Below are 26,508 nucleotides of genomic sequence, written 5' to 3'. Positions count from 1 at the left end.
TCATTGTCTTTAAAAGTAAGACGAAACTACTAAACAAAATTACATTTTGCATCCTGCGGCATCCTGTCAGCTGCTTGCACAGTTGTGTATAGGTCTAAACCGAGGCGCGTAACACGGTATAGAACGGCACTTCTAAACGACTTTTAAGGCCGTCTAAAATACTGGTGGCGGCGTATTCTCCCATCAACCGAAAATCGGTTGAAATGGTTGTAATACCATTTAAAATAAATTTTTTGAGCGGCGTTTCATTATACGAAATAATGCCGATGTCCTTCCCGATTTCAAGCCCCCGGTTATTCACCTTATCCAAGAGCTGAAAAAGATCGTCTTCAGCCAAATTGATATAGCAACTATCGCTTTCTATGTGCTCTTCCTGTAGATTTCCGATCAAAAGATGATCGAATGCATAATCTTGGCAGAATCGGTAAAAACCTTTGATGATGGCTTTCGGATAGTCGCTATTATCTGGAAATATCAGCTTGAGCATACTATATTTGGAAAGCTGCTCCCGGATGGACTCTAAAGCGTCATAAATATCTTTCTCGTGATTTTCGCAAACTATCGGGAAATTGCCTGTAACTCCCTCTACATCGCGTCCTAACAACAACAACTTATCTGCCGGAATAGTGGACAATACTTCTGCCGCTTTCTCTCTTCCTTCTTTAAAATAGGGAAAAACTACATAATGGTTATAGGGTTGAGATAGATTTTGCAACAGCGTACGTAATTGGGTAATATCGCTATTATACACAAAAAGATCGATAGCGGCATCGCTACCCAATTTACTTGCCAGCGCGTCGTAAACAATTTTTTTATGGGAGCTTAATTTGTTTAGAAATACCGCTATTCGCAAGTGAAAGGTTTGTTCCCGGGCTACAAAGTAACCTTTCCCGGGTGATGATTTTATGATTTCTTCTTTACGCAGTTTGCGATAGGCTTTTTCCACGGTATCACGCGCAATCTGCAATTGATAACTCAAATCATTAATGGATGGAAGGGCGTCTCCAACTTCAACAACTTTCTGCTTAATTGCTTCCACAATGGCATCGGCTACTTGCACATATTTCGGCGTGGCCGAAAAATCATTAATCTTGATGATCTTGATTAATGCTGCGTTAATCGTACCCCGTGCTCGTGATGAAATATACAACGTTTCCATGTTACTATAATTTAAGGTTGGTCAACAAATCCAATTAATTTATCTCTTATAATATGTAGCGTTTTACAAAGCTATCCTCGACAGCATACCCTAGGCAGTAAAATCGTCTCAAATTCCCTGTAAAAACGTCTCAAATCACCGCACAGCATAAAAAACAGCGGTCAGCAGAAACTTCCGGATCGGACAGAATGGCTTTATAAACCTTTTTTTGTACTTTAGATTTTATGTTAAAGGCTAGGCTAACCTTACGTACCGCAATGACCCGCATAAGTGTTCTTATCTTATGGATGAGTATAGGTTTGTATAGTTACAGCCAATTTCTACAACTTAAGTTTGACCACATTACCTCGGAAGATGGTTTACCTCAAAGTACCATACATGGTATTGCAAAAGATAAACATGGATTTATGTGGTTTGGCACTTGGTCTGGACTTTGCCGGTATGATGGCTATAATATACGTGTTTATCGTTACGAAGCAAACAATCCAAGGAGCCTGATCAATAACCGCATACATAACGTGCTGTCGGATTATAAGGGTAATTTATGGATTTCTACCTTCGATGAGGAATGGCTGTGTCGATACAATTATGAGACGGACGACTTTGATCGCCTACCGATATTAGATTGTCCACCAGAACTAAAAGATAAAATAAACAGACGTAACCATCGCCTGCAAGTAAACTTCAGCTATCAACAGACCCGCTGGCATCTGGATAATCTTTCGACAACTTTAGTGGAAACACACCTCCCGACTGGAAAACAGAAGACATATACGATCGATGCTGGGAATCCGTGGTCTATCAACGACGCCTATGTTAGTGATATTTTCTTGGACGATCAACAAGTGATCTGGCTCGGCACATATAGCAATGGTATCAACCGCAGCTATCTAGACGCCAGTCCATTTCATTATCTCCACCATTATCCCGATCGTGAAAATTCCCTCATTGAGAACATCGTCCGCTCCATTTCAGAGGACAATGATGGTAATCTCTGGGTCGGCACCCGCAGTAAGGGGGTAACACTCATTCGGAAAAACGGGCAATATCAACATTTTCAACATAAGCCTTCGTCGGAAAACTCCATCCAAAGCAACTATATCAAGAAAGTTTTTTGCGACTCCGAGGGCTATATCTGGATTGGAAGTCAGAATGGTCTGGATCGGTATAATCCTCGTCAAGAGAAAATCGAACGTATGGACGACGATTCCTCCGCTTTAAATACGGGCGTATATGGTATGGTAGAAGATGCGGATGGTGACATATGGTTGGCTACTTGGAATGGCATCTCCAAGTTTAACCGACACAACCATAAAATCGAAACCTTCGACCTGAGCGCCGTGCTGACCGAACAACATGTGTGGACCATCTTTATCGATAGCAAGGGACAAATTTGGGCCGGGACGGAAGGCGGCGGCATCTTCATTTTTAAGGAAAACGCCGCTGGCCAACTCACCCTCCTCCGCACTTTAAATCATGACAGCTCGGGCGCTACTGCTTTAAGTGATGACCGTATTTATAGCATATTTGAAGACCGCGAAAACCGGATATGGATAGGTACAGGCAACGGCGTTGATTGCTATTACCCGCAGTCTAAACAAGTCAAACAGCTCTCTTTGCTCGGCAATCTTTGGCCGAAAGGAACCATAGCCGGCATTACGGAGGATAATAATGGTTTTATGTGGATCAGCCATAAACAAGGCATCTCCCGCATAGACAAAAAAAATCTGGACATCCGTACCTTCTCCAAACAAGATGGTCTGCAAAGTAACGAGTTTGCCGATGGAGCCGTCTATAAAAGTGTTGAAAAAAATCGTCTCTATTTCGGAGGGAATAAGGGGATAAATTATTTTTGTCCGGACAGCATACGCACCAATAACGTGCCGCCTAAAGTTGTTCTTACCGAACTGCGCATCCTGAATCAGCCGGTCGAGGTAAACCAAGAGATCAACGGAAGGAAGGTACTGCAACGTCCGCTATATTTGAGTTCTTCCATTGATCTTACCCATGAAGATAAAAGCATTAGTATTGAATTCGCGGCGCTACACTTCGTGAACCCTGCTGGCAATCAATATGCTTATATGCTGGAGGGGTTCGATCAAGATTGGATTTACGTGGATGCTCACAAACGTGTGGCGAGTTATTCTAACCTAGAGCCCGGGGAATATACCTTTAAAGTAAAAGCATCGAACAGTGATGGCGTATGGACGACAGACCCGGCAGAACTATCGGTGTCCGTAGCCCCAGCGTGGTGGGCGAGTTCGGGCGCTTACACAATTTATACGGCGGTTTTCTTACTTATGTTATGTGCATTTTATTATTATTTGATCCGCTACACTAAACTGAAATCGAAGCTTAATTACGAAGCGATTCTGCGCGAGAAGGAGCGGGAATTACACGAAAATAAGGTGCAATTTTTCACTAATATTTCTCACGAAATTAAAACTCCCCTTACGTTAATTCTCTCTCCGATTGAGCAGCTAAAGGGATGGGGAAAACAGGATTTTCGGATACAGGAGCAGCTCCAAACCATGGAAATGAACGGTCAGCATCTCCTAAAAACGGTAAACCAATTATTGGATATACGCCGTTTCGAAACGGGAAATGAAGAACTCCATCTCGAGAAAACAGAGCTTATTTCACTGGTTCAAAAAGTGGTTGACTCGTTTTCACAACAAGCACGCCAAAAGAAAGTCCGGTTGAAAGTCGCCGCATCAAAACCAGAAATATACGCGACACTAGATGCGGATAAGATGGAAAAAGTGCTCTACAACTTACTTTCCAATGCCATCAAGTTTACGGACGGCGGCATGGTTAAAGTGCGGGTACAACAACGGGATAAAAAATTGGAAATTGATGTGATAGACAACGGAAGAGGTATATCTCCCGAGGACCTCGAACGTATTTTTAAACCCTTTTTACAAGGCCAATCGACTGTTCCGGGTGGGACCGGACTTGGGCTGAGTTATAGTAAAGCGCTAATAGAGATGCATGGCGGAAAGCTGACAGCGGAAAGCCGTCCGCACACTAAACGGAACAAGTTAACACTGTTTCGTGTCCTATTGCCCATCGAGCAGGATACCGCATTAGATACCCGCGGAACCGACCTAGCGGATGAGTCGCCCGAGTCTCTGGTATCTGCCTCCACGGCGGCTCCATCAAACGATGCCGCAGAAAGGCTGCCCGCGCTTTCACGTAGATGCACGTTACTCCTCGTGGAAGACAACGATCAAATGCGCGGATATTTGGCTCAATTCTTTCGGCCTGACTATGATATATTAGAAGCACCGAACGGTGAGCAAGGATTGCTTCTTGCAAGCAAGCATGTACCGGACTTGATTATCAGTGACGTAATGATGCCTAAAATCGACGGAATATCATTTACCCGTCAGGTAAAGTCTGATGTTTTACTGCGGCATATTCCGGTGATTCTCCTTACCGCGCGAACTTGGGTAGAATATGAGGTAGAAGGGTTAGAAACTGGGGCCGATGATTACATGGTCAAACCTTTCCATCTTCCTGTCTTGGCTTTAAAGGTACGAAACCAGCTCCTAACCCGATTCCATATACAGGAGAAATTCAAACAGCAGGTTATTGCGATTGAACCGTCTAAAATAACATCGCAATCACCCGATGAAGCCCTATTACAAAAGGTATTAGCTTATATTGAGCGCCATATTCAAGACTCTGATTTAAAGATCGAAGATGTGTGTAAGGCGATTGGGCTGAGCAGGGCACAGCTTTATCGAAAAATGAAAGCCCTCACGGGGTATACGATGAATGATCTCGTGAAGGAGATCCGTCTAAAACGCGCACAACAATTACTCCAAGACAATAAATTCCAGATCAACGAAGTAGCGTATATGGTTGGCTTCAACGATCCGGAATATTTTAGGAAGACATTTAAAACAAAATTTGGCTGTTCTCCGAGTGCTTATGCTAAAAACAAACAGGTCTGTTCATCAGATGTCTCGGAAGGTCATACCTAAAAAAAGCGTGCAGACTTTACGTCTACACGCCCTAAAAATAAACACTGTATAATAAAAGCTATTGGCTACGCCCTGTAGTAGCGTAGTTCGATAATATCACTCGGAACGGATTGTCTATTCCACTGATCGTGTATAACTAATGCTGCACCGATCGCCGTAGCTTGTGCCATGGATGCGGCATAGATCTCAATATTGCCAAATGTTTTTGCAAGCAGGTTCATAAAGATATTGTTCTTGCTAAAACCACCATCCACAAAAATCCGCTGAATTCGTTTTTCTGCTAAAATCAATCGGGTAGATGCTACCTGCGCTGCGACAAGATAGATCATAAACGCGTGGTAAGCCTCCACATAGTCCGTGAATTCCTGCAGATCCACCTGCCCAAATGCGGCTAGTTCTGTGGGGATTTCTCTGCCTGCAGTCAGCTTATCTATTAAATCCCAGTCGATTTCAATCTGTTTAAATCGACCTGTAGGAACATGGAAATGTTCCGCGATACGTTTTGTTTGCACGTCGTGCTCGTACCCTGCGAACAATCGGGATGCCTTTACGGGTGTGCCGGCATATGTCATATAAAACAGACAGTCTTTCTCCAGTTGTTCTTTCGTTAACTCATCATCGTTGAACGGATTCAATGAAATACACCAGGTACCGGTAGAAATCAAAATAAAAGGTTCGTGGAAGTTGAGCAGATACGGAATGAGCGCCGACGAGCTGTCATGTAATCCGACGCCTACTTTATAGGTACTCCCTGGAAAAGCAGCGGAGAACACTTCTTCTCCCTTCACGACGGGAGCTAACTTTTGTGCGATCCCCGTATCTTTTACCCATTGATGGTAATCGTTCTTCTCAAAATCCCACAGTGCCGTGTGGCAACCGATACTGGTCATATCCGAATATATCTGCCCAGATACCAGAAAACTGAGGTATTGTGGCAGATGTACGGCATATTTCATCTTTTCGTATACCTCAGGTTTTTCCTGTTGTAGACGGTAAACCTGCAGGCCTGAATTTAAACTACCTAATGCAGGCGATGCTGTTTTTAAAGAAAACTCCTCTACCCCGCCATAATTATGGTACAGTTGATCCTCTAACGCTTTAGGGTAGGTTTTGAGATAATTGTACAACGGCGTCAATGGCCGCCCGCTCTCGTCTAGATAGACAAAACTGGCACCGTAAGAAGTAAAATTGATTGCTTTGATATCAAACTCGCCCAAACGAAAAACTTCATGAAGGGAGTCAAATACGGAGAGCCGTAAACTTTCCAGATTTTCACATGGGTCTCCATCTTCGTCTACCGTCTCTAAAAATCTCGCGGAGCGCTCAAAAACAATGTTGTAACGCTCATCAAACAAAAACAGCTTTTTGTTCGTCTTCCCTACATCGAAAATAGCGACAACAGGTGTACGCATTTTAAATTTTTTAAAATTAACTAAAGTTGATCCGCCTTTCGGCGGATCAGTTGTAAATCGAAATGTGATAGGCGACTACAATCCTGTAGCTATGGTATTGTTACCCCGCTCTGCAACCAGTTTATCCCGAAGATTCGACTCGTTAAACAGGCCAACTGGATTTAAAGCACCACCCGCACGTTTACGTGCTTCGGCCACTAACGGACGTACATCCGTGCGGAAAGCGTCTTGTAGAATTTCCTGTGCACGTACCACGTCGTTTTGTTGCTGTGCTTCTTTCAACGCTTTACGGTCTACAAGGAGTGCTTGCGCATAAGCAATCTTGATGGCTTCAACCGACTGTAATAAATCTACCAACGGATCTTTCAGGTTATGCGATGCATCGATCATCCAACCTAGTCCGCTAGCGTGGTCAATTCCACGTGCATCCATACCGTCTACCAGCTCGCTAAAAATAAGGAATAACTGATAGGGCTTAATAGCGCCAGCTGTTAAATCATCGTCTGCATATTTGCTATCATTGAAGTGGAAGCCACCTAGCTTTCCTTCCATAAGTAACAACGAAACGATCTGTTCGATATTCGCATTCGGTAAGTGATGGCCTAAATCGACCAATGTGTACGCTTTATCGCCCAACTTACTTGCCAATAATAGGGATTGTCCCCAATCAGCAATCGTTGTCGAATAAAAATTCGGTTCAAACGCTTTATACTCCACAAACATTTTCCAGTCTTCCGGTAAATGATTATAGATTTCTTTCAAACTTTCCAAGGTGTTTTGAAATGCCTCGCGGAAGTTAAGCTGCCCCGGGAATGAAGAACCGTCGGCTAACCAAACGGTCAACGATTTAGATCCCAATGCGACACCTTGCTTAATCACTTCGATATTATGATCAACCGCTTGTTTGCGCACTTTTGGATCTACGTGTTGTAGCGAACCGAATTTGTAACTATGCTCTTGGCCTGGCTGATCTTGAAATGTATTGGAGTTAACCGCATCAAAAGCCAAGCCGTAGGAAGCCGCGAGTTCTTTAATTTTCTCGGCATCTTTCGGAATGTCCCAAGGAATGTGGAGAGAAATAGCGCCGCTCGAGCGGTTCAACGCATGTAGCAAGCCAACATCTTCAATCTTTTGCTCTAATGTGCCTGGCTCACCCTTGCCCGAAAAACGACCAAAACGCGTGCCGCCGGTACCTAGTGCCCAACTTGGGATAGCAATGTTGAACGCCTGCAATTTTCCCAATATCGCTTCTACGTTTGGGATATTCTCAGCGGTATAGGAGAAAGCACGCTGGTGCTTCTCCGTTAACTGCTGGTTATGTTGTTCTATTACTTGATTGTCTAACTTCATGTTTTTATTTTTTTACTACTAAAATTACCGAACGAATGCCATGGCGACACCGCCATCCACGTTAAGTACGTTACCCGTTGACTTATTTAGACCGCCTCCGACAAAAGCAAAACACGCGTTTGCGATATCATCTGGTAAAATAATTTCATTTAACAAGGTACGTTTAGCATAATATGCTGGTAACTCTTCTACGGTGATACCGTAAGCTTTTGCACGGCCTTCGGCCCATCCGCCAGCCCAAATATTACTATCGGAGATAACCGCATCTGGATTCACGACGTTTACACGAATCCTCGCTGCTCCCAATTCCGCTGCGTTCAAGCGGCTAAGATGAAGTTGTGCTGCCTTTGCACTACCGTAACCCGCATTATTCGGACCACTTACTAACGCGTTTTTACTGACAATGTTCACCACGTCACCACCGATATTTTGTGCTTTCAATACGTTGGTAGCGCCCTGTGTAACCAAGAACTGGCCTTTCACCAATACGTCATATAATAAATCCCAGTCTTTTTGGGTATGATCTTCTATGGATTTAGAAATCGATAAGCCGGCATTATTTACAATGATATCCACACCACCAAAAGCTAATGCGGCTTTTTTGAACGCCTCTTCGATTTGTTCCTGATTGGTTACGTCTAATAGTGCTGTAGAAACTGAATCTTTACCAAATTGTTCGATAAACTCCTGCTCTGCACCCGCAAGACGTTCTGCATTTAAGTCATTCAAAACAACTACTGCGCCTTCTTGCACAAATTTCTTTGCAATTGCTTTACCAATTCCACCAGCACTTCCGGTTACTAATGCGATTTTACCAGATAGGGATTTAGGTTTTGGCATACGCTGAAGCTTCGCTTCTTCTAACAACCAATACTCGATATTAAATGCCTCTTGTCTTGGAAGGGAAGTATATTCGCTGACAGCTTCCGATCCTTTCATGACATTGATCGCGTTGATATAAAATTCAGCAGCAACCCGCGCAGTTTGCTTATCTTTCGCAAAAGCAAACATACCCACACCTGGGAACAGGATGATTACTGGATTTCTATCGCGTATCGCCGGACTATTTGGATGCTTACACGTCTCGTAATACTCCGTATACATCGCTCTGTAGTCTTCAAAAAGTGGTTCTAACTGTTTCTTTACAGCTTCTACATCGCTCAAGTCAGCGTCTTTATCTAAGTTTAGAATAAGCGGCTGGATTTTGGTGCGTAAGAAGTGATCTGGACAGCTTGTACCGAGGGGTGCTAAGCGCTCCAAATCGTTCGAGTTGATGTATTCCAAAACTTTCTCATCATCGGTAAAATGTCCGATCATATGACGTTCACTCGAACAGAAACCTCTTAAAATCGGTGCGATTTGAGCGGCTTGCTCTTTCCTTGCGTCAGCAGGTAAACTTTCTATCTTTTGACCGCCAAAAACCGGTCTCGTTTTTCCGAAATTCTGTGCCAAATATTCCGCACAAGCTTCGATAACATCCAAGGAATTCACGTAGCTTTCGTATGCGGTGTCTCCCCAGGTAAACAAACCATGAGAACCCAACATGATCCCACGAATACCTGGATTTTCTTCTAAACAGGCTCTTAATTGCAATCCCAAGTCGAAACCTGGCTTTTGCCATTCTACCCACCCGATAGTCCCGTTAAAAAGTTCTTGTGTGATCTTTTTTCCATCTTTCGCAGCAGCAATTGCTATCGCTGCATCAGGATGCAAATGGTCGATATGTTTGAATGGAAGAAATCCATGCAATGGCGTATCAATAGAAGGCGCTTTGGAATTCAAATCAAAGATACAATGGTTAAACAACTCGACCATTTCGTCTTCATGCTCAATTCCACGGTATACGTTTTCTAGATTCCGTAAACGTTCTACGTATAATGCAGCCAATCCAGATTTCTTCAATGTACCGATATCGCCACCAGAGCCCTTAATCCACATGACCTCCACTTCTTCACCCGTCAACGGATCTTTGTCCATTGTCTTACACGATGTATTACCACCGCCGTAGTTTGTAATTCTTAAATCTGACCCTAAAAGGTTAGAGCGATAAAGCAATAATGCAACTTCGTCTCCTGCTAGTGCTGCTGCTTTCTGCTCGTCCCATAGATAGTTTACATGTTTGTATTCTTTCACGGCTGTAAAATTTTGATGTTATTTTTTTATGCTAATTTTATTCTAAAGTTTTTGCAAATCCGACGATGCCAATGGATAACATGATAATCACGATTCCCGAAATAATTGCCGCATAAGTCGATTTATTGACGCCTTTCCATTCTTTGAGGATCACCCCCCAAACATTGGCTATTAAAATAATAAATGCCATGTGGAGAATCCAAGAGCTGGCTCCGTTGCCTAAACGGCTTTCGCCCATCCCGTAGAAAAAGAACTGCAAGTACCAAGTTGTCCCCGCAACCGCACACAATAGCAGGTTCTTGCTTAAAGGAGCACTCGCTTTACGGTAGTCAGAAAATGTTCTGTTTTTTAACAGGAGATAAAGACACCAAATAAAGTTGGTCGCAAATCCACCCCATAAAATCACGATATAGGTTACATTATTCTGATACAAAAATTCCCCTTGATTGGGATTTGCTGCTTTCCAAAGGTCATTGGCCACCTCCGCCATAGGTTTCCCGGCTTCAATGCCAAAGTTAAAACAGGCACTTAACACACCTGATACAATGGCAACGACAATGCCGACGCCAAAATTGTAGTCTGATTTAGCTTCTGTAGAAAGCGACGACAGGCTTTTCTCTTTTAAGAAACCGGCCCGTCCGCAAAGGTAAATCCCAATAACGCATACAGCTAGTCCAATCATCACGCAAATACCAGCATTGGTGGTGAAGAAATAATCTATTCCTTGCTTGCCGGGCGCTTGATTGAAGAAATAATAGATGGCGGGCATTAATGACCCAAACACCATACTTAAGCCCAACATAACGCTACTTCCTAGCGACACGCCGAGATACCTTACACCTAGACCGTAGGTAAGCCCGCCGATTCCCCACAACAAACCAAACAAAAAGGTGTATCCTAGGGTAGAAGCACCTGCCTCCGTAAGGATATCCCAAAAATTGGGAATTGTTAACCACGCAGCGATTGGCGGCACGATAATCCAAGAGAAAAGGCCTCCTAAAATCCACATGGCCTCCCAAGACCAATCTTTTACTTTTTTGTAAGGAACGTAAAAACTTCCTGATGCAAAACCACCGATAAAGTGGAAAAGAACTCCTGCTAATGCATTCATAAATTATGTTTTAAATAATATCGATTATTTATATAAAATTTGCCTCCTTATCGGCTTTGACGGCGTAAGGTAATACGAATATCCTAAAAAACTGTTATGTCCTGTCATGTCCCCTTCTCAAGGAGGTTCACGACATCTTTTTCCCGCTCTTTTGGAAAGACCTGTAGATCAATTATTTTCCCGTCACGTAATCGGCCTTCGACGGTTGTTTGTTGCGGAGCATGGAGCTTAAAATCTACATCCCAAGCTTTAGGCCAAGCGGGAAATAGATAGAGCTTATCATCCACTGCCTGCAGCAACATTTCTTGTAGGCCGATCATCCCTGAACCTCCCCAGTTATGATCCGGAACCCAATCAAAACCGGGACCCCAAAATGTCGGAAAGCGACGATCTGCATTTTTTAGTTTGAGGGTCGTAAACTTTTGGGCCTCTTCCGTCAGTCCTAACCGAGCGGCGAAAATATTATCTTGTTTCCACCCCACATGGCTTCTAAATTTTAGTACATCAGGGTCATAATGAAAGGTGTTGAGCGCAAGTTCTATATCCGGGCGACCAACGCCGTAAATTCCCCACGGATAAACGCCATATAATTGGGGCGCTTCGGTATTGTTGAGGCGAGACCATATTTCCGCTGGTGCCAACATTTTTTTTCCGTCCAACTCACGAACCGGTAAGGGCGGTATTTTTTGCTGAAATTCTTCCAAATAGCTGCGTAAACGATCATCCACCTCGTCGGTAGAGAGTGCTAACAATCGAGCAGTTACTACTTGTAGAGCGGCTACTGTGGTAGACGCATTGTATGCCATTTTATAGGTTTCCGCAGAAGATCCTGGATAAAAAATTAAGTGCCCATTCTGGTCTAAAATTTTACTACCGAGTTGCTTGGCTTGGTATGAATAGTGTTCGTCGAAAAAGCGCAGACAACTTTCTATAAAAGGAATATATGGTCGGATATCTGCTCCGGCATAATTTTTTGTTTCCAACATCATCATGCAAAATTCAAGCACTGTATCCCATTGATGCTCCAGCCAAGCGTTATACTGCAGCCCTTTATCATGGGTGTCAGGACGCTTCCAATTGTATTCGGCCGGATTTGGTAACCCAAAATTCTCTAATTGTTCGGTAAAGCTAGCACCGTCGTGGTTCCAATAAACCTTAGACCGCCATTCTGCATTTTTTTGAATACGCTGATAAAACTTAAATTGTGCGGGCATCATATCAAAATCGCCGCTTTTCAGCATTGGCCAGTACACCAAACGTTGATTTTGCGCCGTATGCGTCCCTCCTCCCCAGTTTCGGAAGTCGGGTGTAAAAGTCATGGCGCTGTCGATAGTCGACGGATCGTAGGTAAATAGTCCTCCATTGAATTTTGTCGGATAATCGCCATACGCATTTGCGGCAAGCATAAAACGGAAAAGCTGGTAATTACGTCCGACCTGCCAACCTTCATGCGCTTCCGCGGGCTGCGCAGGTTGTATGCGGATATAGCTTCGGTCCCAAAAATTACGCCACCAAGCAAGATTTCTATTTTTAATCTTTGCCCGTGATGCCCGTGTAGCAGACAATGCGGCTATTTCTTGTTTCCACTGAGCCACCGTGGCGGGTCCGGCGACATGCAATGCGATCTGTAATTCGTGCTTTGTTTCCGGCTTTTTGCTTTTCAACACCCAAGCGCTATAGTCGGTGTCCATGTAGGTACCCGACCGTTCTTCTTTAAAATGAAAATGCTGGCCATACATCATTCCTCCAGATATCAAATCTAGCAAGGGGTTGTAGAGTGAGTCTTTGACCGCTTCCATACCCTGTTGCCGAACGACGATATCGAAAACCGTACTATCGGTATTTTGGTGAAAGAACGTAACTTGATTATCATGCGCATACACGCTATCTCTTTTTGTGACGATTTCATGTGGAGGCGCCCATTTCCAAGAGTTCGCATTGTTCTCTCTTTTTTTCGGAAAGCGTTCTTTATGCCGCCAATTCTCATAGGCGGCTTCGACCGTTATCTTTTTATTCGCCTCGACATCGACATAAATATTAGGATGTTCTACATCCACCCACAGTGTCAATTTTGCTTGTACACCGTTATGTTTCCCCGAAATCACCACTTGCCCTTTGTCTGGCAGCAATTGCTGTTTGAACACGGTGCCTTCAAATGGGTTTGGAAAAAGTTGTAACCGAACGCGTCCAAGTTTGAGAAGGGTATTATTCTCATCAAAAGCGCCGGATTTACCTAAATAAAATAAAACATCACCTTCTTCTACCCACACATTCAGGCCAATATCTCCACCTCCTAATGGCATGGATTCTCCCGAGTGTTTACTTTGTTTATCCCAGGTGATATAATAATCTTCCCACTTGAATTCCTGTGCACGGAGCTTATTGCTAAGCTGCACACAGCCGATCAATAATACTATAGCACTATAAGCTAATCTATTCATTTTTATTTCATTTTTTTGCGTCTGTTCGCTCTATTTGTCAGACATCACACATTGTACTCCCTTCATTTTTTTCTTGATAAAAAAACGAAGCAAAAAAATCAAGACTGTGCACGTTTTTGCTGTTTTTATTCGTCTATTCCTAAACAAAATAAACTTGCTTCGCTTCAAACAAATTTTGTTTTTAACGGAATAGCCTTCATAAAAATGGGCGCAAAAAAGCGCAAGGTCGTTTTAACCCGCATAACGGTGAGGCAATATTGATCGCGTTTATTTACGCCTATGCATCATCTCCCTGTTTATTCTAGTATCCAGGAGCTCACTTTGTTCGGTTTTGTTTCTTTTTTCGTGTTTACGCTCTATTTGTCAGACATTGCACATTGTACTATCCCTAGTTAACACCTCAAGTCACCTCCGGATATTTGACGACTGAACAAACTCATCCTTAGTACTATCCCTACCTGTCAAATATCCGAAGTGACGAGTTTTTTGTTTCTTTTTTGCGGGAAAAAAGAAAAAATCACCAATCATCTGTACGGAAGGAACTTACGGGAAGTCCGTTAACGCCAAACAAGTCTCCGTGTACAAAATCTTTAAAAGCATAGCGTACGGCAACTGGCTTTGTAACATGGGGAGATGACAGCACCACGGTTTTACCGCGTATGAGGGCCTGTGCAGGATGAAATACTTTACTTTCGTCCGCTATTTCAAATGTTTGTATGGCTTGCCCAAAGGATGTTAAGCCAAGTGGGGCATCATCAAATTCCACGATTGCTGCACCATCTTGCACGCTCATACTTTTGTAAACGGGACTCCGATGATTCAATCCGCCTATGCCATAGGTATCTCCAAGTGCTAGTAGCGCTAGGCGTTCACCACCTTCTTGTTTACGAGCAGGATGAATACAGTTTTTTTCACCGAGGTCCATCGTCACGGCCATCCCCGAATGGGGAATGTTCGCGAGCGATTTACGCTGTGCATCCCGTATAAAAGCCGAATTGTACTTCCCACCAACGTAATAGGGTGGTAGAGACGCGTAATCAAATGGCGCAATCTGTGTGAAATAAAAAGGCATAGTGTCGTCTTGCCATAGTGTCCGATATTTTTCTACCATTCTCGGAAACAGAATCTCGTATCGATCCGAAGTTTCATAATTAGATTCTCCCTGATACCAGATGATCCCTTTAATCCCATAACCGATCAATGGATGGATCATACCATTATACAGCATCGTGGGCTGCCGGTTTTTATTCTTAAGACCTTCCTCTTCTTGTGGGATCTCTACGCCTTCTATATCGGCTAACCAAGCCGCTTCCATCCAAGCTTCGATGTTCGATCCGCCATAACTGCTGTGGATTAGTCCAACGGGAACGTCCAGTACCTGCCGCAGTCTGCGTCCAAAAAAGTAAGCTGTCGCACTAAAATTTGCGACATCCTGCGGATTCGCTTTTTTCCAGCTAGAGGGCTTACTGTCTTCTGCAGGCTTCAATAAAGGGTTACGTGGAACGGTGTAGATGCGTAGTTGTTCATCTCGAGACGTCAAAATAGCTTCTGTACTGCCGATAATCGGCTGACCGGGATATCCCTTTAAGGGCATCTCCATATTCGATTGCCCGGAACACAACCACACCTCCCCTATCAGCACATCCTCTAATACGATGGTTTTCTCTTCCGTGAACTGGATACGGTACGGACCGCCTGCTACCGGTGTCTGTACGAAAACGCGCCAAACGCCGGCCTTATTAGCTTTAACATCATAGCTTCGTTGATCCCAAGAAGTTGTTATCTGCACGGATGCACCACTCTCCGCCCGTCCCCACAGGGGGACAGACTGCTGCTGTTGTAGAACCATGCCGTCGGTAAAGATAGAAGAAAGACGTATCTCAGCCTGCAGAACGAGACATGTACATAATAGAAGGGCAATAACTAAATACCTCATATGCTAACAATCTTTTCTTATTTTTTTCGGGGTAGCCAAACTGCCATATCGCCAAACGTCCGGTTACCCCACGCAAAATAGGGAACAAGGCGTACCGGTACAGTTTGCTGCTCATCGACAGCAACTTTACGGTATAAGGTGTTCCATTCTTCTGTATTATCGGTATATGCATTTCCTTGCAGAAATACGATGGATTGTCCTAAAATGGATTCCTGTACCGGTTTAAAGGTATCCATAGCGTTAATTTTAAGATCGAAAAGATCCACATTTGCAGGAATGTCTTCTTTCTCTAAGCAATAGACTACTGGACCACGCATTACAGCTACCTGGTTGCGTGCTTCTTCAACTAATGGATTAGCCTCCATAAAGGTTACCGACATCGGTAAACGTAGACTTATGCGATCGCCCTTTTTTAGATTTCCCGCTAAGATGGCATATCCCTTTTCTGTTTGAAATGCTACTTTTTTGTTATTTCTGGTAATTTCAGCGTCTGCCGCCCATCCTGGTATGCGCAGTTTAAGTACGTAATCCGCTGGAATTTCTTCGATCACAAATGAAGCATCGCCATCCCAAGGATAGTTAGATTCCTGCTTAATTTTTATATGTTGTCCTTTATACTTGGTGTCCAGTACGTTTCCTCCAAATAGATTCACCCATACGGCGTCATCCGAAACGCTATAGGCGTAGCTGTTCACCTCGGCAATAGTACGCACGACGTTGGGTGGACAGCAATTAGAAAGAGAAATGTAAGGCACTCGTTTTTTAGACCAACGTTGTTGGAAGGGTAAATTGGACGAATAACTCAATGGATTCGTGTATAAAAATTTATCCCCATCTAGACTGATCCCTGACAACACACTATTGTAAAGCGCCAACTCAAGTACGTCAATGTATTTCGCATCACCGGTCAATGTGGCCATACGCCAATTCCATAACATATTTCCAATATTGGCACAGGTTTCGTTATGCGCAGTTAAATTCGGTAATTGGTAATCTCTTCCAAAGGCTTGGTGTATTTTCTGCACATCCGAAGGATCATATGACGTACCGTCAGGTGATGTTCCGTCATATAATGAACCTAATCCTCCTGTAATATACATCTTATGCTTTACTACATCATCCCAAATGGCAAAAAGACGATTGCTTAAGGTGGTATCCTGTATTTCCGTGACAAGATCGGTAACACCAGCGTACAGGTAACTCGCTCTTACGGCATGCCCCATGGCTTTGTTTTGTTGGCGAAATGGAATTCGATCCTGGTTATCGTCTGTACCATCCTCGATCTCTCCTTTGATATCAATGAGGTGTTGCGCCAATTCTAGATATTTTGGATTTTTTGTCGTCCGGTAGAGTTCAATGGTCCCCATGTAGTGGGACGGGCAGATGGCGTTTCTAGCTAAGGTTGGATTTGATTTTTTATAGAATCCATATAGATAGTCGGCTGCTTTTACGGCAATATCTAGGAGGCTTTTGTTTCCGGTGACCCGGTAATGTATACAGCCGGCCGTCATCAAGTGACCGATGTTATACGCTTCGAAACTTAATCGATCCTGAAATTCGATATTTTCTCCAGAATTACGTTGGTCTATCGTTGCTTTGGTATAGATATAGCCATCCGCACGCTGGGATTTTGCGATAACTGGAATCACTTCATCAATCATTTGAAGTAATTTTGCATCTTTCGTCTGCGCATACAATGCACATACCGCTTCCAATGTTTTGTAGAAATCTCCATCGTGAAAAGAGGGCCCTTTGTGCTCGCCTTCGTGTAGACCGGCAGCAATCTCAAAATTGCGATAGGCATGGCTAATATCTGCTCGCGTATATACTTCCCAAAGATGTGGTACCATATGGTCGTAACAAGTTTCGGTACGCTCGGCCCAAAAACCCTTCGTCCAGGAAACATCTTCCATATTTACTGCCCGCTGCTTCGCAAATGGACTCTCACTCGTGTTGGTTATCGCTTTGTCCTGCGCTGTCACGTTTCCCGCAAATAGCGCGGACAACGCCCATAACAATATGTTGTTTTTCGTTTTCATCTGTACTTTACTTTTTTTGGTACCATTTTAAGTAAACATTTCCATGCAATCCCGCTGGTTGAAGTTCTTTCAGGTATTTCGGAGTCGCTATCGTCTGAACGCGCTTCTCTGCAGACTCGTTACTATTTTCGTATCCGAAACGGTTGCCCCAGGTATTGTAAACTTTTATTTCCAATTTATTTTTGCCACGTTTCAAATGTTTCGTGACGTCGATTTCCAATGGATCTGCCCATATTACGCCTACAAATTCGCCATTTAATATAATCTCCGCCATGCTTTCTACGCGCTCTAGTTGCAACATAACGCGCTCCTCTTGTACTTTCGCAGGTTGATTAAAGGCGAGTGTGTAGGTCCCGGAGCCGGAGTGATAACGAACATCATCGACGGTTGATGTTGTCCAGAAATCTGGCAGCTTTTGCTTTATCGGCTGATGTGCTACCTCGTCTAGCTGTACGGTCCAATTCCCTTCAACTGGCACTGTTTTAGTCACAGACCATTCCGATATTTCGGCGGCTTCCTCACTAAATAACACAAAGAACGATTGAAATGGCGCAAAAGACAAGGTCAATTCTGTTCGATTATGCTGCTGGAGGACATCGATTGGTAATAGTCTATCTTGCAAAACATCATACAGGTAAGTATGCGCTGCTGTGGTACGGAAAGAAAAAGTTACTTCACGGTGAATACTATCTTTGTTGGCCACAAAATAACTGCTTCCGCCTTTAAAGCTCCGATGGTTCCACGAAATGGATGTATTATTTTTGTTCGCAATGATAACATCTTCTTCTATGCCCAATGCACTAAAACTGTCTTCTTGATAGGTTCCCAAATACACGTGTCCTTTACCGACTGACTTATGCTGTAGGCTGTTGTTAGCTTCCATGTTGTGAAAAAGCTTATTCACCAATCCGTTAAAAGCAATGGAGTCTTGCTTAGAAACGATGCCATGTACGGTAGTTGGCTTTTCTTTAAATAAGACGGTTGCCCCCTGCTCAACTAAGTCTACAAACTTTTGCAAAACATCTAGCGAAAAATAAGTAGGCGTGGGATTTAAGGCATGTTTACCCGGTACAACTAACAAACGATAGGCTATGTGATCGGAAAAAACGACAGCGCCATTCTCGACTTTTGCCTGACGCAGTAATACGTCGGGATTAAAAGAGTCATAAGCATATCCGCGAAGGGGATCCACCCAATCGGCAGGGTTATACATATTGGCACTTGTCGTCACGCTCGCGATGCGCTGCGTGGGCCATCCTTCATTATGTTTCAATGAATCCGTCCGCTCAACGCGCGCGGTTCCTATTATCCCGGGCAATGTTTCTGCTAAGCGATCCGGCAGGATGGAACGTCTGGGCATTTCTTCGCCGCTGAAGACCGCGATATCGCGTACTGGCTTACCATGCTGTAGCAATTGCTGTGCACGGATAGCGTAATCTACCCAGGCTTTCCCCGGTTTCCACCAGGTTTGGTCGCGTTGGAAATAAAGCCCTATACCATCTAGGGTCATCCCTGGTTTACGATCCATCCACGGATTATGTACGTACACATGATACACCAAGCTATTAATTCCTAATGCAAAGTTTCGGTCTTGCAGGGATTTTAAGAGGCGAGGATGTTCATCCCATTCCATACGGATCTGCGTAAACGCCTCCGCCATGATGTTGTTCTTGCCGTAGATATGTCCACCAGAAACCGCGTCTAAAATATCATTCGGTTTATCATGTGATGGGCTGCGGAACCAGAATTCGCCCATCGGTCTATCCGTCCAACCGAAATGCTGCATACCGTCCCCTAACATGATCGGAGCGGTCATCTCTGCAGTGAATTCTACGCCATATTCGTCTGATTTCCGACGGAGTGTTTGGAAACCTTGATCCTGCAATAATTCGCCGATCGTTTCACGAAAGTCATGTAAGAAGCCTTCGGATTCTTCCACGCTATTCACTATATATCCCGCCAATACCGGAAGATACGGCGTAAGATCATATCCTCTTCTGGCTTTAAATTCCTGCGGCATTCGTTTTGTCCAGTTTTGACTTCCAGACTCCCAAGAATCAATATGATAAACGGTCAAGACATCTTTTGCCAACTCACGCCCCACCATTTCATAGGCTTTTCCAAACCATTGCTCGAATTGGAAGGCTACTGTTTCTGCGTTTAATTTATCACACTCCAAGCCTTTGCCTGCTCCTGCGGTTTCATTTTTATGGCCAGTAGTCGTATGTCCGACTCGCAGGATTTTCCACGTACCTTTTGGCAATTCTGTCACTAAATTTTCTCCTTGGATGGTGGATGCGGGTAACCGAATAATATTTTTGCTATTTAGCATATAACCTTCTTTCAGGTCTGCTTTATTAGTAGGCTCAGAAACGCGCCAAATTTCGCCGGTTTTCCCTTCAAATTGATGGATACGGGGTTCTTCGAACAACGTAAGGCCTATAATATTGATGGATGGTTTCCATTTTGCGGCATCTAAATCTTCTGCTCCTGGTTCAAAGTTAGCCGGATCGAAAACGAAACGATAGTATTTAGCTACGGTATAAGGAATTGTGTGTGTTACGCCGTTATCCCAATCCAGCCAGCCCGTCCGGGGGGAAGTCAACTGGGTAAGCTCCTCAAAATTTTCGCCATCGTCGCTCACTAATATTTTTAACCTGCTCGAACCATAGTTATTCGTCCGCCGGTCTACTTTTAATGCATTGGCCGGAAAAGGCTGATCGAATGCATATTGGATCCAACCTGCCTGTGAGGTAGCAAAACGCTCTTTGTTATCTTTTGTCGCTAAACGCTGTACGTCCTCGTCGTAACTGCTAGTCACCTTCGGGGATGCTTCGTCGCTACGTCTATATGCTTGGGCGACTGGTATGGCAAACAGCTGAATATCCTCGTAATAATCGTATAACTTTTCCGGTTGCGGTAACGCCACACGAACCTTGCTTTTGCGGTTTAAAACGATGGTTGTATCCGCATACACCACTTTTTGCATCGATTTCTCCGGAGTGATCCATGGTCCTCCGGCTGTTGCAAAACCGTCGTTCGGAAACATGGCGATCTGTATACCATATTTCTTAGCCTCTGCTACCAAATGCCGAAACATCTCCCACCATTCCGGCGTTAATGTTTCTGCTGGCGGATCAAATAAAGGTGGATCTGTTTGAGCCTTTATCGGCGTAAAGTATGCCCCCGCAATATTATGCTCAGCCATGGCTTTTAGGTCGGCGGTAATGCCCTCTTTCGAATAGCTGGCATGCATAAAATACCAAACCACCCACGGCTTTGCGTTTTCGTAAGAATCCGCGGCAAATGGAACAATATGGGACGGAATGCCTTTTATCTGCGCTTGGCTCATACACCAGCTTAACAAAATCCCAATACTAATATAAATTCTCAATCTCATCACTAACGTATATACTGTTGCACATCTGATTTTTCGTCCATCGGTATTAAATGGAACGAATAATGATAGTTTTCCGCGGGTACCTGATATTTCTCTAAAGGAGCCGACACGTCTGTCCAGCTATCATTCCCACCTACGCCCATCTGTTTAAAATCGATATTCAACGTGATTTCATCTTCTTTCTCCAATTTAAACCAGTGCTTGCCTTCTTCGATGGCTTTTTGTGAAAATGGCCATGCACTCGTGTACAGTGGCTGATCTCCTACGACAAGAAGCCCTCTCTTGTTCTTATTTTGCAGCCTGAACCAACGTACATCCATGCGGTTACCGTTCTCTTGAGGTACTAAGTATGGCTCCATAAACGTATCGATATCCATCGTATATACGCCTAAGTCGAACCCGTAAGCACGATCGGGGTAGCTTTCCATTTCGCCGAGGCCATAATATGCAATGCTTTCGAAACTAGGATGAATTCCCATCTGCAAACCTACTTTAGGAATATTAGGTAATCCTGGCTTCACTTGTAAATCATAACTTACCGAAACAATACCTTGCGGCTTCACCGTATAACGAACAACTACCTGTGCGGAATCACCAGACAATGTATAAGCAGATTCGATATGCACTTCTGCTCCTTCTTGGCGCAGACTCATATCAGTCAGTTTGGTATCGCCATACCAGTATTTTAGTTTTCTGTCTGGTTTCCATCCCCGGCGATCATTTTCGGTAGCTGGACGAACAAAATTAGGTAGCAGGTCTCCCGAGATCACTTCCTGTCCTTGGTAAACAAGCTGGCTCAAAGCTCCAGAGGTTTTGTCAAAAACAGCTTCGAAAGCGGCCCCTTTAATATGATAGTCGCCTGCAGCCTCATCAACTTTCAACGACTTCCCCTGTGCTTTTATAGGTTTCATGATACTCCCTAGCTCGTGCCAACGTACTTGAGAGGACGAAACCACAAAATCTTTGGAAGCCCATAATGTTGCTTGCTTCAACCGGAATTGTATATCCAACTGGTATTCTTTTCCTTTTTTTGCTTTTATCGGAATAGCGGACAATAGATCAATTTCGGTCGAATCTCCCGGTGCAAGTTCGATGGCATCCAACATTACTTCTCGAAGTATTTCTCCATTCTCCCGAACAATCATGACGGGCTGGTAAAAATCGAGGTTGGTTTCTACCGCACGATTTTTGATCTTAACGCGTGCTTTCGTTGCATCCAGAAGTGTTACTTCTGCTGGTTGATAGATTCGTTTATTATCGTACATCGCAGCTTTGGGCCGATTCCAAGCATCTACAATACCGTTGAGACTAAAGGCTCCATTATGAATTTTTTCACCAAAGTCTCCTCCGTAAGCTAATACTTTACCATAAATCGAATCTTGCCGAACAAGCGCTTGATCTTTATAATCCCAGATAAAACCACCGATTAGGCGAGGGTGAGAGCGAAAAATATCCCAAAAATCTTTCATGTTACCGGTAGAATTTCCCATGGAATGAGAATATTCTACAAAAAGAATCGGTCTATTGTCACCATTATCCTGATCCAACAACAGCTGTGGTGTAAAAATTCCCGGATAGAAACGGGACACCATATCAACATAGTACTGATCTTGAATATTTTGTAAACGATACGCGTGCGCGTTGGATTTCGGGTATCTCGGATCGGATGGGTCTATATAGCCCGGTAATTGATGGCTACCCATTGCCGGCTCATAATGCAACGGACGAGTGATATCAAAATCATGTACCCAAGCAGCCATAGCTGCCGTGGTAGGACCGCGGCCCGACTCATTTCCTAGAGACCAGATCACAACGGACGGATGATTTTTGTCTCGCTCCACCAATCGGGTAATACGTTCCATATGTGCGGCGATCCAAGCTGGATCGTTCATTAATTTCCCGCCTAGCCCATGGGTTTCCAAATTCGCTTCGTCCATCACCATTATACCATAACGATCACACAGTTCATAGATGTATGGATCGTTTGGATAGTGTGATGTGCGGATCGCATTAAAATTAAATTGTTTAATCTGCCGGATATCAGCTTCCATATCGGCCCGCGTCAATGCTTTTCCACGTTCGGGATGATGATCATGGCGGTTAACACCATAGAGTTTCGTAGACTTTCCGTTGATTAAAAAAGCCCCTGTTTCTTTGGAAATTTCTATGCTGCGGAAGCCCACATTACAGCTTTTCGCTTCCAATAACTTTCCTTGTTTGTTATACAAGGTAACCACCAACCGATAAAGATTCGGATCTTCCGCCGACCATTTTTTTGGATTGGTAATGTTGGTTTCCAACAACCCGAATTTCACATTATCTAATCGTGGATATATCTCGTCAAAAATCTCTCCGGCATCCCGTCTCAGTTCCTGAGGCAGGATAGGGTTATTATTTTCATCGTATAACTGCGCTTTTACGACAAATCCGTTGATACTATCGCCTGAGAAATTATCAATACGCGGCCGCAACGAAAATTTAACATCTTCGTAAGCAGCGTCTAAGGTGGCTTGCCAATGGAAATCGGCGATCCGGACGCTAGGTTCGGCCATGAGGAAAACGTCTCGATGTATACCGCTCATGCGCCAATGATCTTGATCTTCTAGATAAGAGGCATCACTCCAACGAATAACCTGTACCGAAATGCGGTTCTTCCCAGCTTTCAAATAGGGTGTCGCGTTAAACTCGGATGGCAAATGAGAATCCTCTGCATAGCCAACGTATTGATCATTTATCCAAAGATGGTAAGCCGACGAGACAGCACCAAAATGAAGGGTTACATTCATTCCCTGCCAATCCGACGGTAGATCAAATGTACGTTGATAAGAACCTACCGCATTATAATCTTGTGGTATCCGTGGTGGATCAATGGGTAAAAAAGGATATACGGCAGAGCGATAAATAGGAATATCATATCCTTTCATCTCCCAGTTCGAAGGAACTTCAATCTTATCCCAGCCGGTCACTTCTTTTAAATGAAAATCCTTTGGTGCATCCGCGGGCTTCATGACAAAGTTAAAATCCCATTGTCCATTTAGCAGCAGCAGGCGTTTGTTGGCTTCGCGATCGTTCTTAAGTGCTTCTTCGACGGACGCATAGGAATAAGCGGTCGCGCGTGCAGGCTCTCTATTGATTGCCGTTATGGTGGGATCCTCCCATGCCGTAGCAATTTTACCGTCGGGTATCGGCGGAATAACCGCCGGTTTTCCGTCGACTGTCTGCCCATACACCGATATGGACGACAAGCCGACCCACAGACTAAAGATAACAGCTGATTTTTTTAACCACATATTACCCAGCGTATTCAACCTCATACTGAATTTCTTTTTCTATTTCTAGTGTATAAATGCCTTTCGTTACCTGTTTTATCGTTCCATGGTTGGTACGCGGTAAAGATTTACTTTTGATTTTCAAGGTGCCCGTACCGATTGGTGATTTTACTTTTATTTTCTTTTTGGATACGAAAAGATCAATCTCGCCTTCCGGCGTTGGAACTTTCCCTTCCATCCATTCCTGTGAAGCTAAATAAGGCTCAACGGTGTATGTCTCATAACCTGCAGCAGTGGGTTCTACGCCTAAATAATATTTACCTAACAAATAAATCGGACTTGCTCCCCAGGAGTGGCAAAGGCTTTTACCAAACTCTCGGCCATACATGGTATAGTGTTCTGCACCTTTTTTCTCTGGGTTATATTCTTCCCAAAAAGTTGTTGCCCCTAATTTTAACATACCTCCCCAGTAGCTTTTAATCTGGTTCATCACATAATCTTTTTCGCCTAATGCACAAAGGGCTTCCAATTCATAATAGCGCATATAGGGTGTCATGATTTTTTTGACGTCATCGTTCAATAGGACGTTTTCTTTAACGCCTTGCTTTTGATCAGAAGATAAGTAGTCAAAAAAGATCGCAAACATATTTGTGTAACGGGTTACTTCATCTGTTTGCTTGCCGTCAATACGACTATGGACGAACGCTTGCTTTTGATCATTCCAGTAGAACTGGAAAAACTTTCGCTTTAGGTCTGCCGCTTCTTTTGCATAAAAGCTTTGATCTTCTGGAATGTTGAGTAAGTCTGCACAAAGAGCCATGGTTTCTAGACTACGGCACAACAAGAGCTGCTCAAAGCTCACTTCTCCTTGCTTGCTTAATCCTTCTGCCCAATCAATAAAAACCCAATCTCCGGCCAAACCTTCCATTAATCCATCCTTATTTCGTCTGTTCAAACAAAACTCCATCAGTGTCTGCATGCGGGGGTAAACAGACTCAATAAATTCTTTGTCTCCCGTATAATGATAGTAGTCATATATACTCAAGAACCAATAGAACGTATAGTCCATAATGGTATTGATATGCGTAATGGTGGGCTCTTTACCGCGCAACGCCAAAATGGTACGCTTCACGGTTTCAGAATCAAAGCCAAGATAGTAGTTCATCGCATACGATTGGTAAGCGTCGCCACTCCAGATCCAACGGTCTCGTTTAATACCGTCGATATAAAATTCCCGGGACGTTAATTCCATCGTATATTTAGCAACTTCCCAAATATTATTTAATTCTTCGTCCGAGCTGCGGAAGGTTCCACGATCTTCTACCGGCAAATACTCATATTGCATCGACACTTCGTCAAATTGGACATTTCCAGTAGGCTCTATGTATACATAGCGAAAAGCTTTGGAAAGTTCCAGGGTACTGTCTTGGGCCGAAGATGTTGAGACATCTAGAAAATCCAAGGTTTCACAGGTTTCTGTTGCCAAGGCTTCTTCTTTCGACTCGCCGTAGTAAATCGCTAAGTTTCCTTCTCCCTGTAATTTATGCAACGTGAGAAAACCAAACGTATTCTTCCCAAAATCTACTAAAAAGCCTTTATCATGTGCGGTTTTACTTACAGCGTGTTCTGGGCGGGTAGGTAGTCTGAATTGGGACGGTTTTTCATTGGGATTGTCCATATTCCAATAGCCTACTTTAACATAAGTCGTACCGGAGGCATCCGAAGCTTTTCCTGTTTCATCAATCCATTCTTTATCTTCAAACGTGGCCAACCACTCTTTACCAGTCTGCACATACTTGCCGGTAACATATAGCGCCGGCACATGAGCTTGGTTATATACTTTAATATTAATCTGTTGCTTGCCCTTATCCAACTTAACCTTGGATGGCATACCTGGTAACATTTTACCGTTTACTTTAACGTTGTACTTCCCCTCTGCATAAATGGTGATTTCGTCTGCTTCGGGTAAATCGAACTGTTTGTTAAACTCAACGAGAACATAATGGCTATCCATTTTCCAAAAAGGCGGAAAAAATGTTCCTCGCTCCGTTCTGCGGTTTTGCATATCATTACTCAACCAAACTTCGAAATCTCCCGGATACCATATCCAAGTACTTGCTTGTTGGGCGAAGGATGTTGCAGCCGCGAGGATACAACCTACAATTAAAATAATTTTATTCATCTTATTTCTGTTATGATTAATAGAAAGTGCTTGATGTTAAAGCGCATACACAATTGAGTCAACACTATATAGCGCCAACTACAAACA

The 26,508-nt window shown here is 43.7% G+C and carries 12 protein-coding genes; 1 reads left to right on the top strand and 11 read right to left on the bottom strand.

The genetic code is table 11. From position 1 onward, the window contains the following. Positions 1 to 94: 94 nt before the first annotated feature. Positions 95 to 1,159, bottom strand: a complete 1,065-nt coding sequence (locus LKO28_RS05630) for a GntR family transcriptional regulator (RefSeq protein ID WP_227693730.1) — start codon at positions 1,157 to 1,159, stop codon at positions 95 to 97. Between the two features lie 224 nt (positions 1,160 to 1,383). On the opposite strand from LKO28_RS05630, the gene LKO28_RS05625 reads away from it, so the two are divergent. After that, on the top strand, positions 1,384 to 5,148 hold the full coding sequence (locus LKO28_RS05625; RefSeq protein WP_227693729.1) for a hybrid sensor histidine kinase/response regulator transcription factor: 3,765 nt from the start codon (positions 1,384 to 1,386) through the stop codon (positions 5,146 to 5,148). Positions 5,149 to 5,213: 65 nt separating this feature from the next. Here LKO28_RS05625 and LKO28_RS05620 read toward each other — a convergent pair whose 3' ends face one another. The 10 genes from LKO28_RS05620 to LKO28_RS05575 form a co-directional block, all read right to left on the bottom strand. Further along, positions 5,214 to 6,560: an FGGY-family carbohydrate kinase gene (locus tag LKO28_RS05620; RefSeq protein WP_227693728.1), complete on the bottom strand. Its 1,347-nt coding sequence runs from the start codon at positions 6,558 to 6,560 to the stop codon at positions 5,214 to 5,216. 75 nt (positions 6,561 to 6,635) lie between these two features. Then, positions 6,636 to 7,910, bottom strand: coding sequence for a TIM barrel protein (locus LKO28_RS05615; protein ID WP_227693727.1), 1,275 nt, complete (start codon positions 7,908 to 7,910; stop codon positions 6,636 to 6,638). 24 nt (positions 7,911 to 7,934) lie between these two features. After that, on the bottom strand, positions 7,935 to 10,043 hold the full coding sequence (locus tag LKO28_RS05610; RefSeq protein WP_227693726.1) for a bifunctional aldolase/short-chain dehydrogenase: 2,109 nt from the start codon (positions 10,041 to 10,043) through the stop codon (positions 7,935 to 7,937). A 37-nt stretch (positions 10,044 to 10,080) separates the two neighbouring features. Next, a complete protein-coding gene (rhaT, locus tag LKO28_RS05605; RefSeq protein ID WP_227693725.1) occupies positions 10,081 to 11,154 on the bottom strand; it encodes an L-rhamnose/proton symporter RhaT in 1,074 nt (357 codons plus the stop codon). 104 nt (positions 11,155 to 11,258) lie between these two features. Beyond that, a complete protein-coding gene (locus LKO28_RS05600; protein ID WP_227693724.1) occupies positions 11,259 to 13,595 on the bottom strand; it encodes a DUF5703 domain-containing protein in 2,337 nt (778 codons plus the stop codon). A 517-nt stretch (positions 13,596 to 14,112) separates the two neighbouring features. Next, positions 14,113 to 15,531: a sialate O-acetylesterase gene (locus LKO28_RS05595; protein WP_227693723.1), complete on the bottom strand. Its 1,419-nt coding sequence runs from the start codon at positions 15,529 to 15,531 to the stop codon at positions 14,113 to 14,115. Positions 15,532 to 15,548: 17 nt separating this feature from the next. Next, positions 15,549 to 17,570 (bottom strand): glycoside hydrolase family 127 protein, encoded by a 2,022-nt coding sequence (locus tag LKO28_RS05590; RefSeq protein WP_227693722.1) that lies wholly within the window; start codon positions 17,568 to 17,570, stop codon positions 15,549 to 15,551. Between the two features lie 7 nt (positions 17,571 to 17,577). After that, on the bottom strand, positions 17,578 to 20,970 hold the full coding sequence (locus LKO28_RS05585) for a glycosyl hydrolase (protein WP_227693721.1): 3,393 nt from the start codon (positions 20,968 to 20,970) through the stop codon (positions 17,578 to 17,580). A 2-nt stretch (positions 20,971 to 20,972) separates the two neighbouring features. Next, entirely contained in the window at positions 20,973 to 24,284 is a 3,312-nt protein-coding gene (locus LKO28_RS05580; RefSeq protein ID WP_227693720.1) for a glycoside hydrolase family 2 TIM barrel-domain containing protein, read from the bottom strand. Next, on the bottom strand, positions 24,262 to 26,421 hold the full coding sequence (locus tag LKO28_RS05575) for an alpha-rhamnosidase (protein ID WP_227693719.1): 2,160 nt from the start codon (positions 26,419 to 26,421) through the stop codon (positions 24,262 to 24,264). The genes LKO28_RS05580 and LKO28_RS05575 overlap by 23 nt, the downstream gene beginning before the upstream one ends. Positions 26,422 to 26,508 lie beyond the last annotated feature (87 nt).

The sequence above is a fragment of the Sphingobacterium sp. FBM7-1 genome (genome assembly GCF_020687765.1).
GTDB lineage: Bacteria > Bacteroidota > Bacteroidia > Sphingobacteriales > Sphingobacteriaceae > Sphingobacterium.
This window is presented reverse-complemented; position numbering and strand designations above follow the sequence as displayed.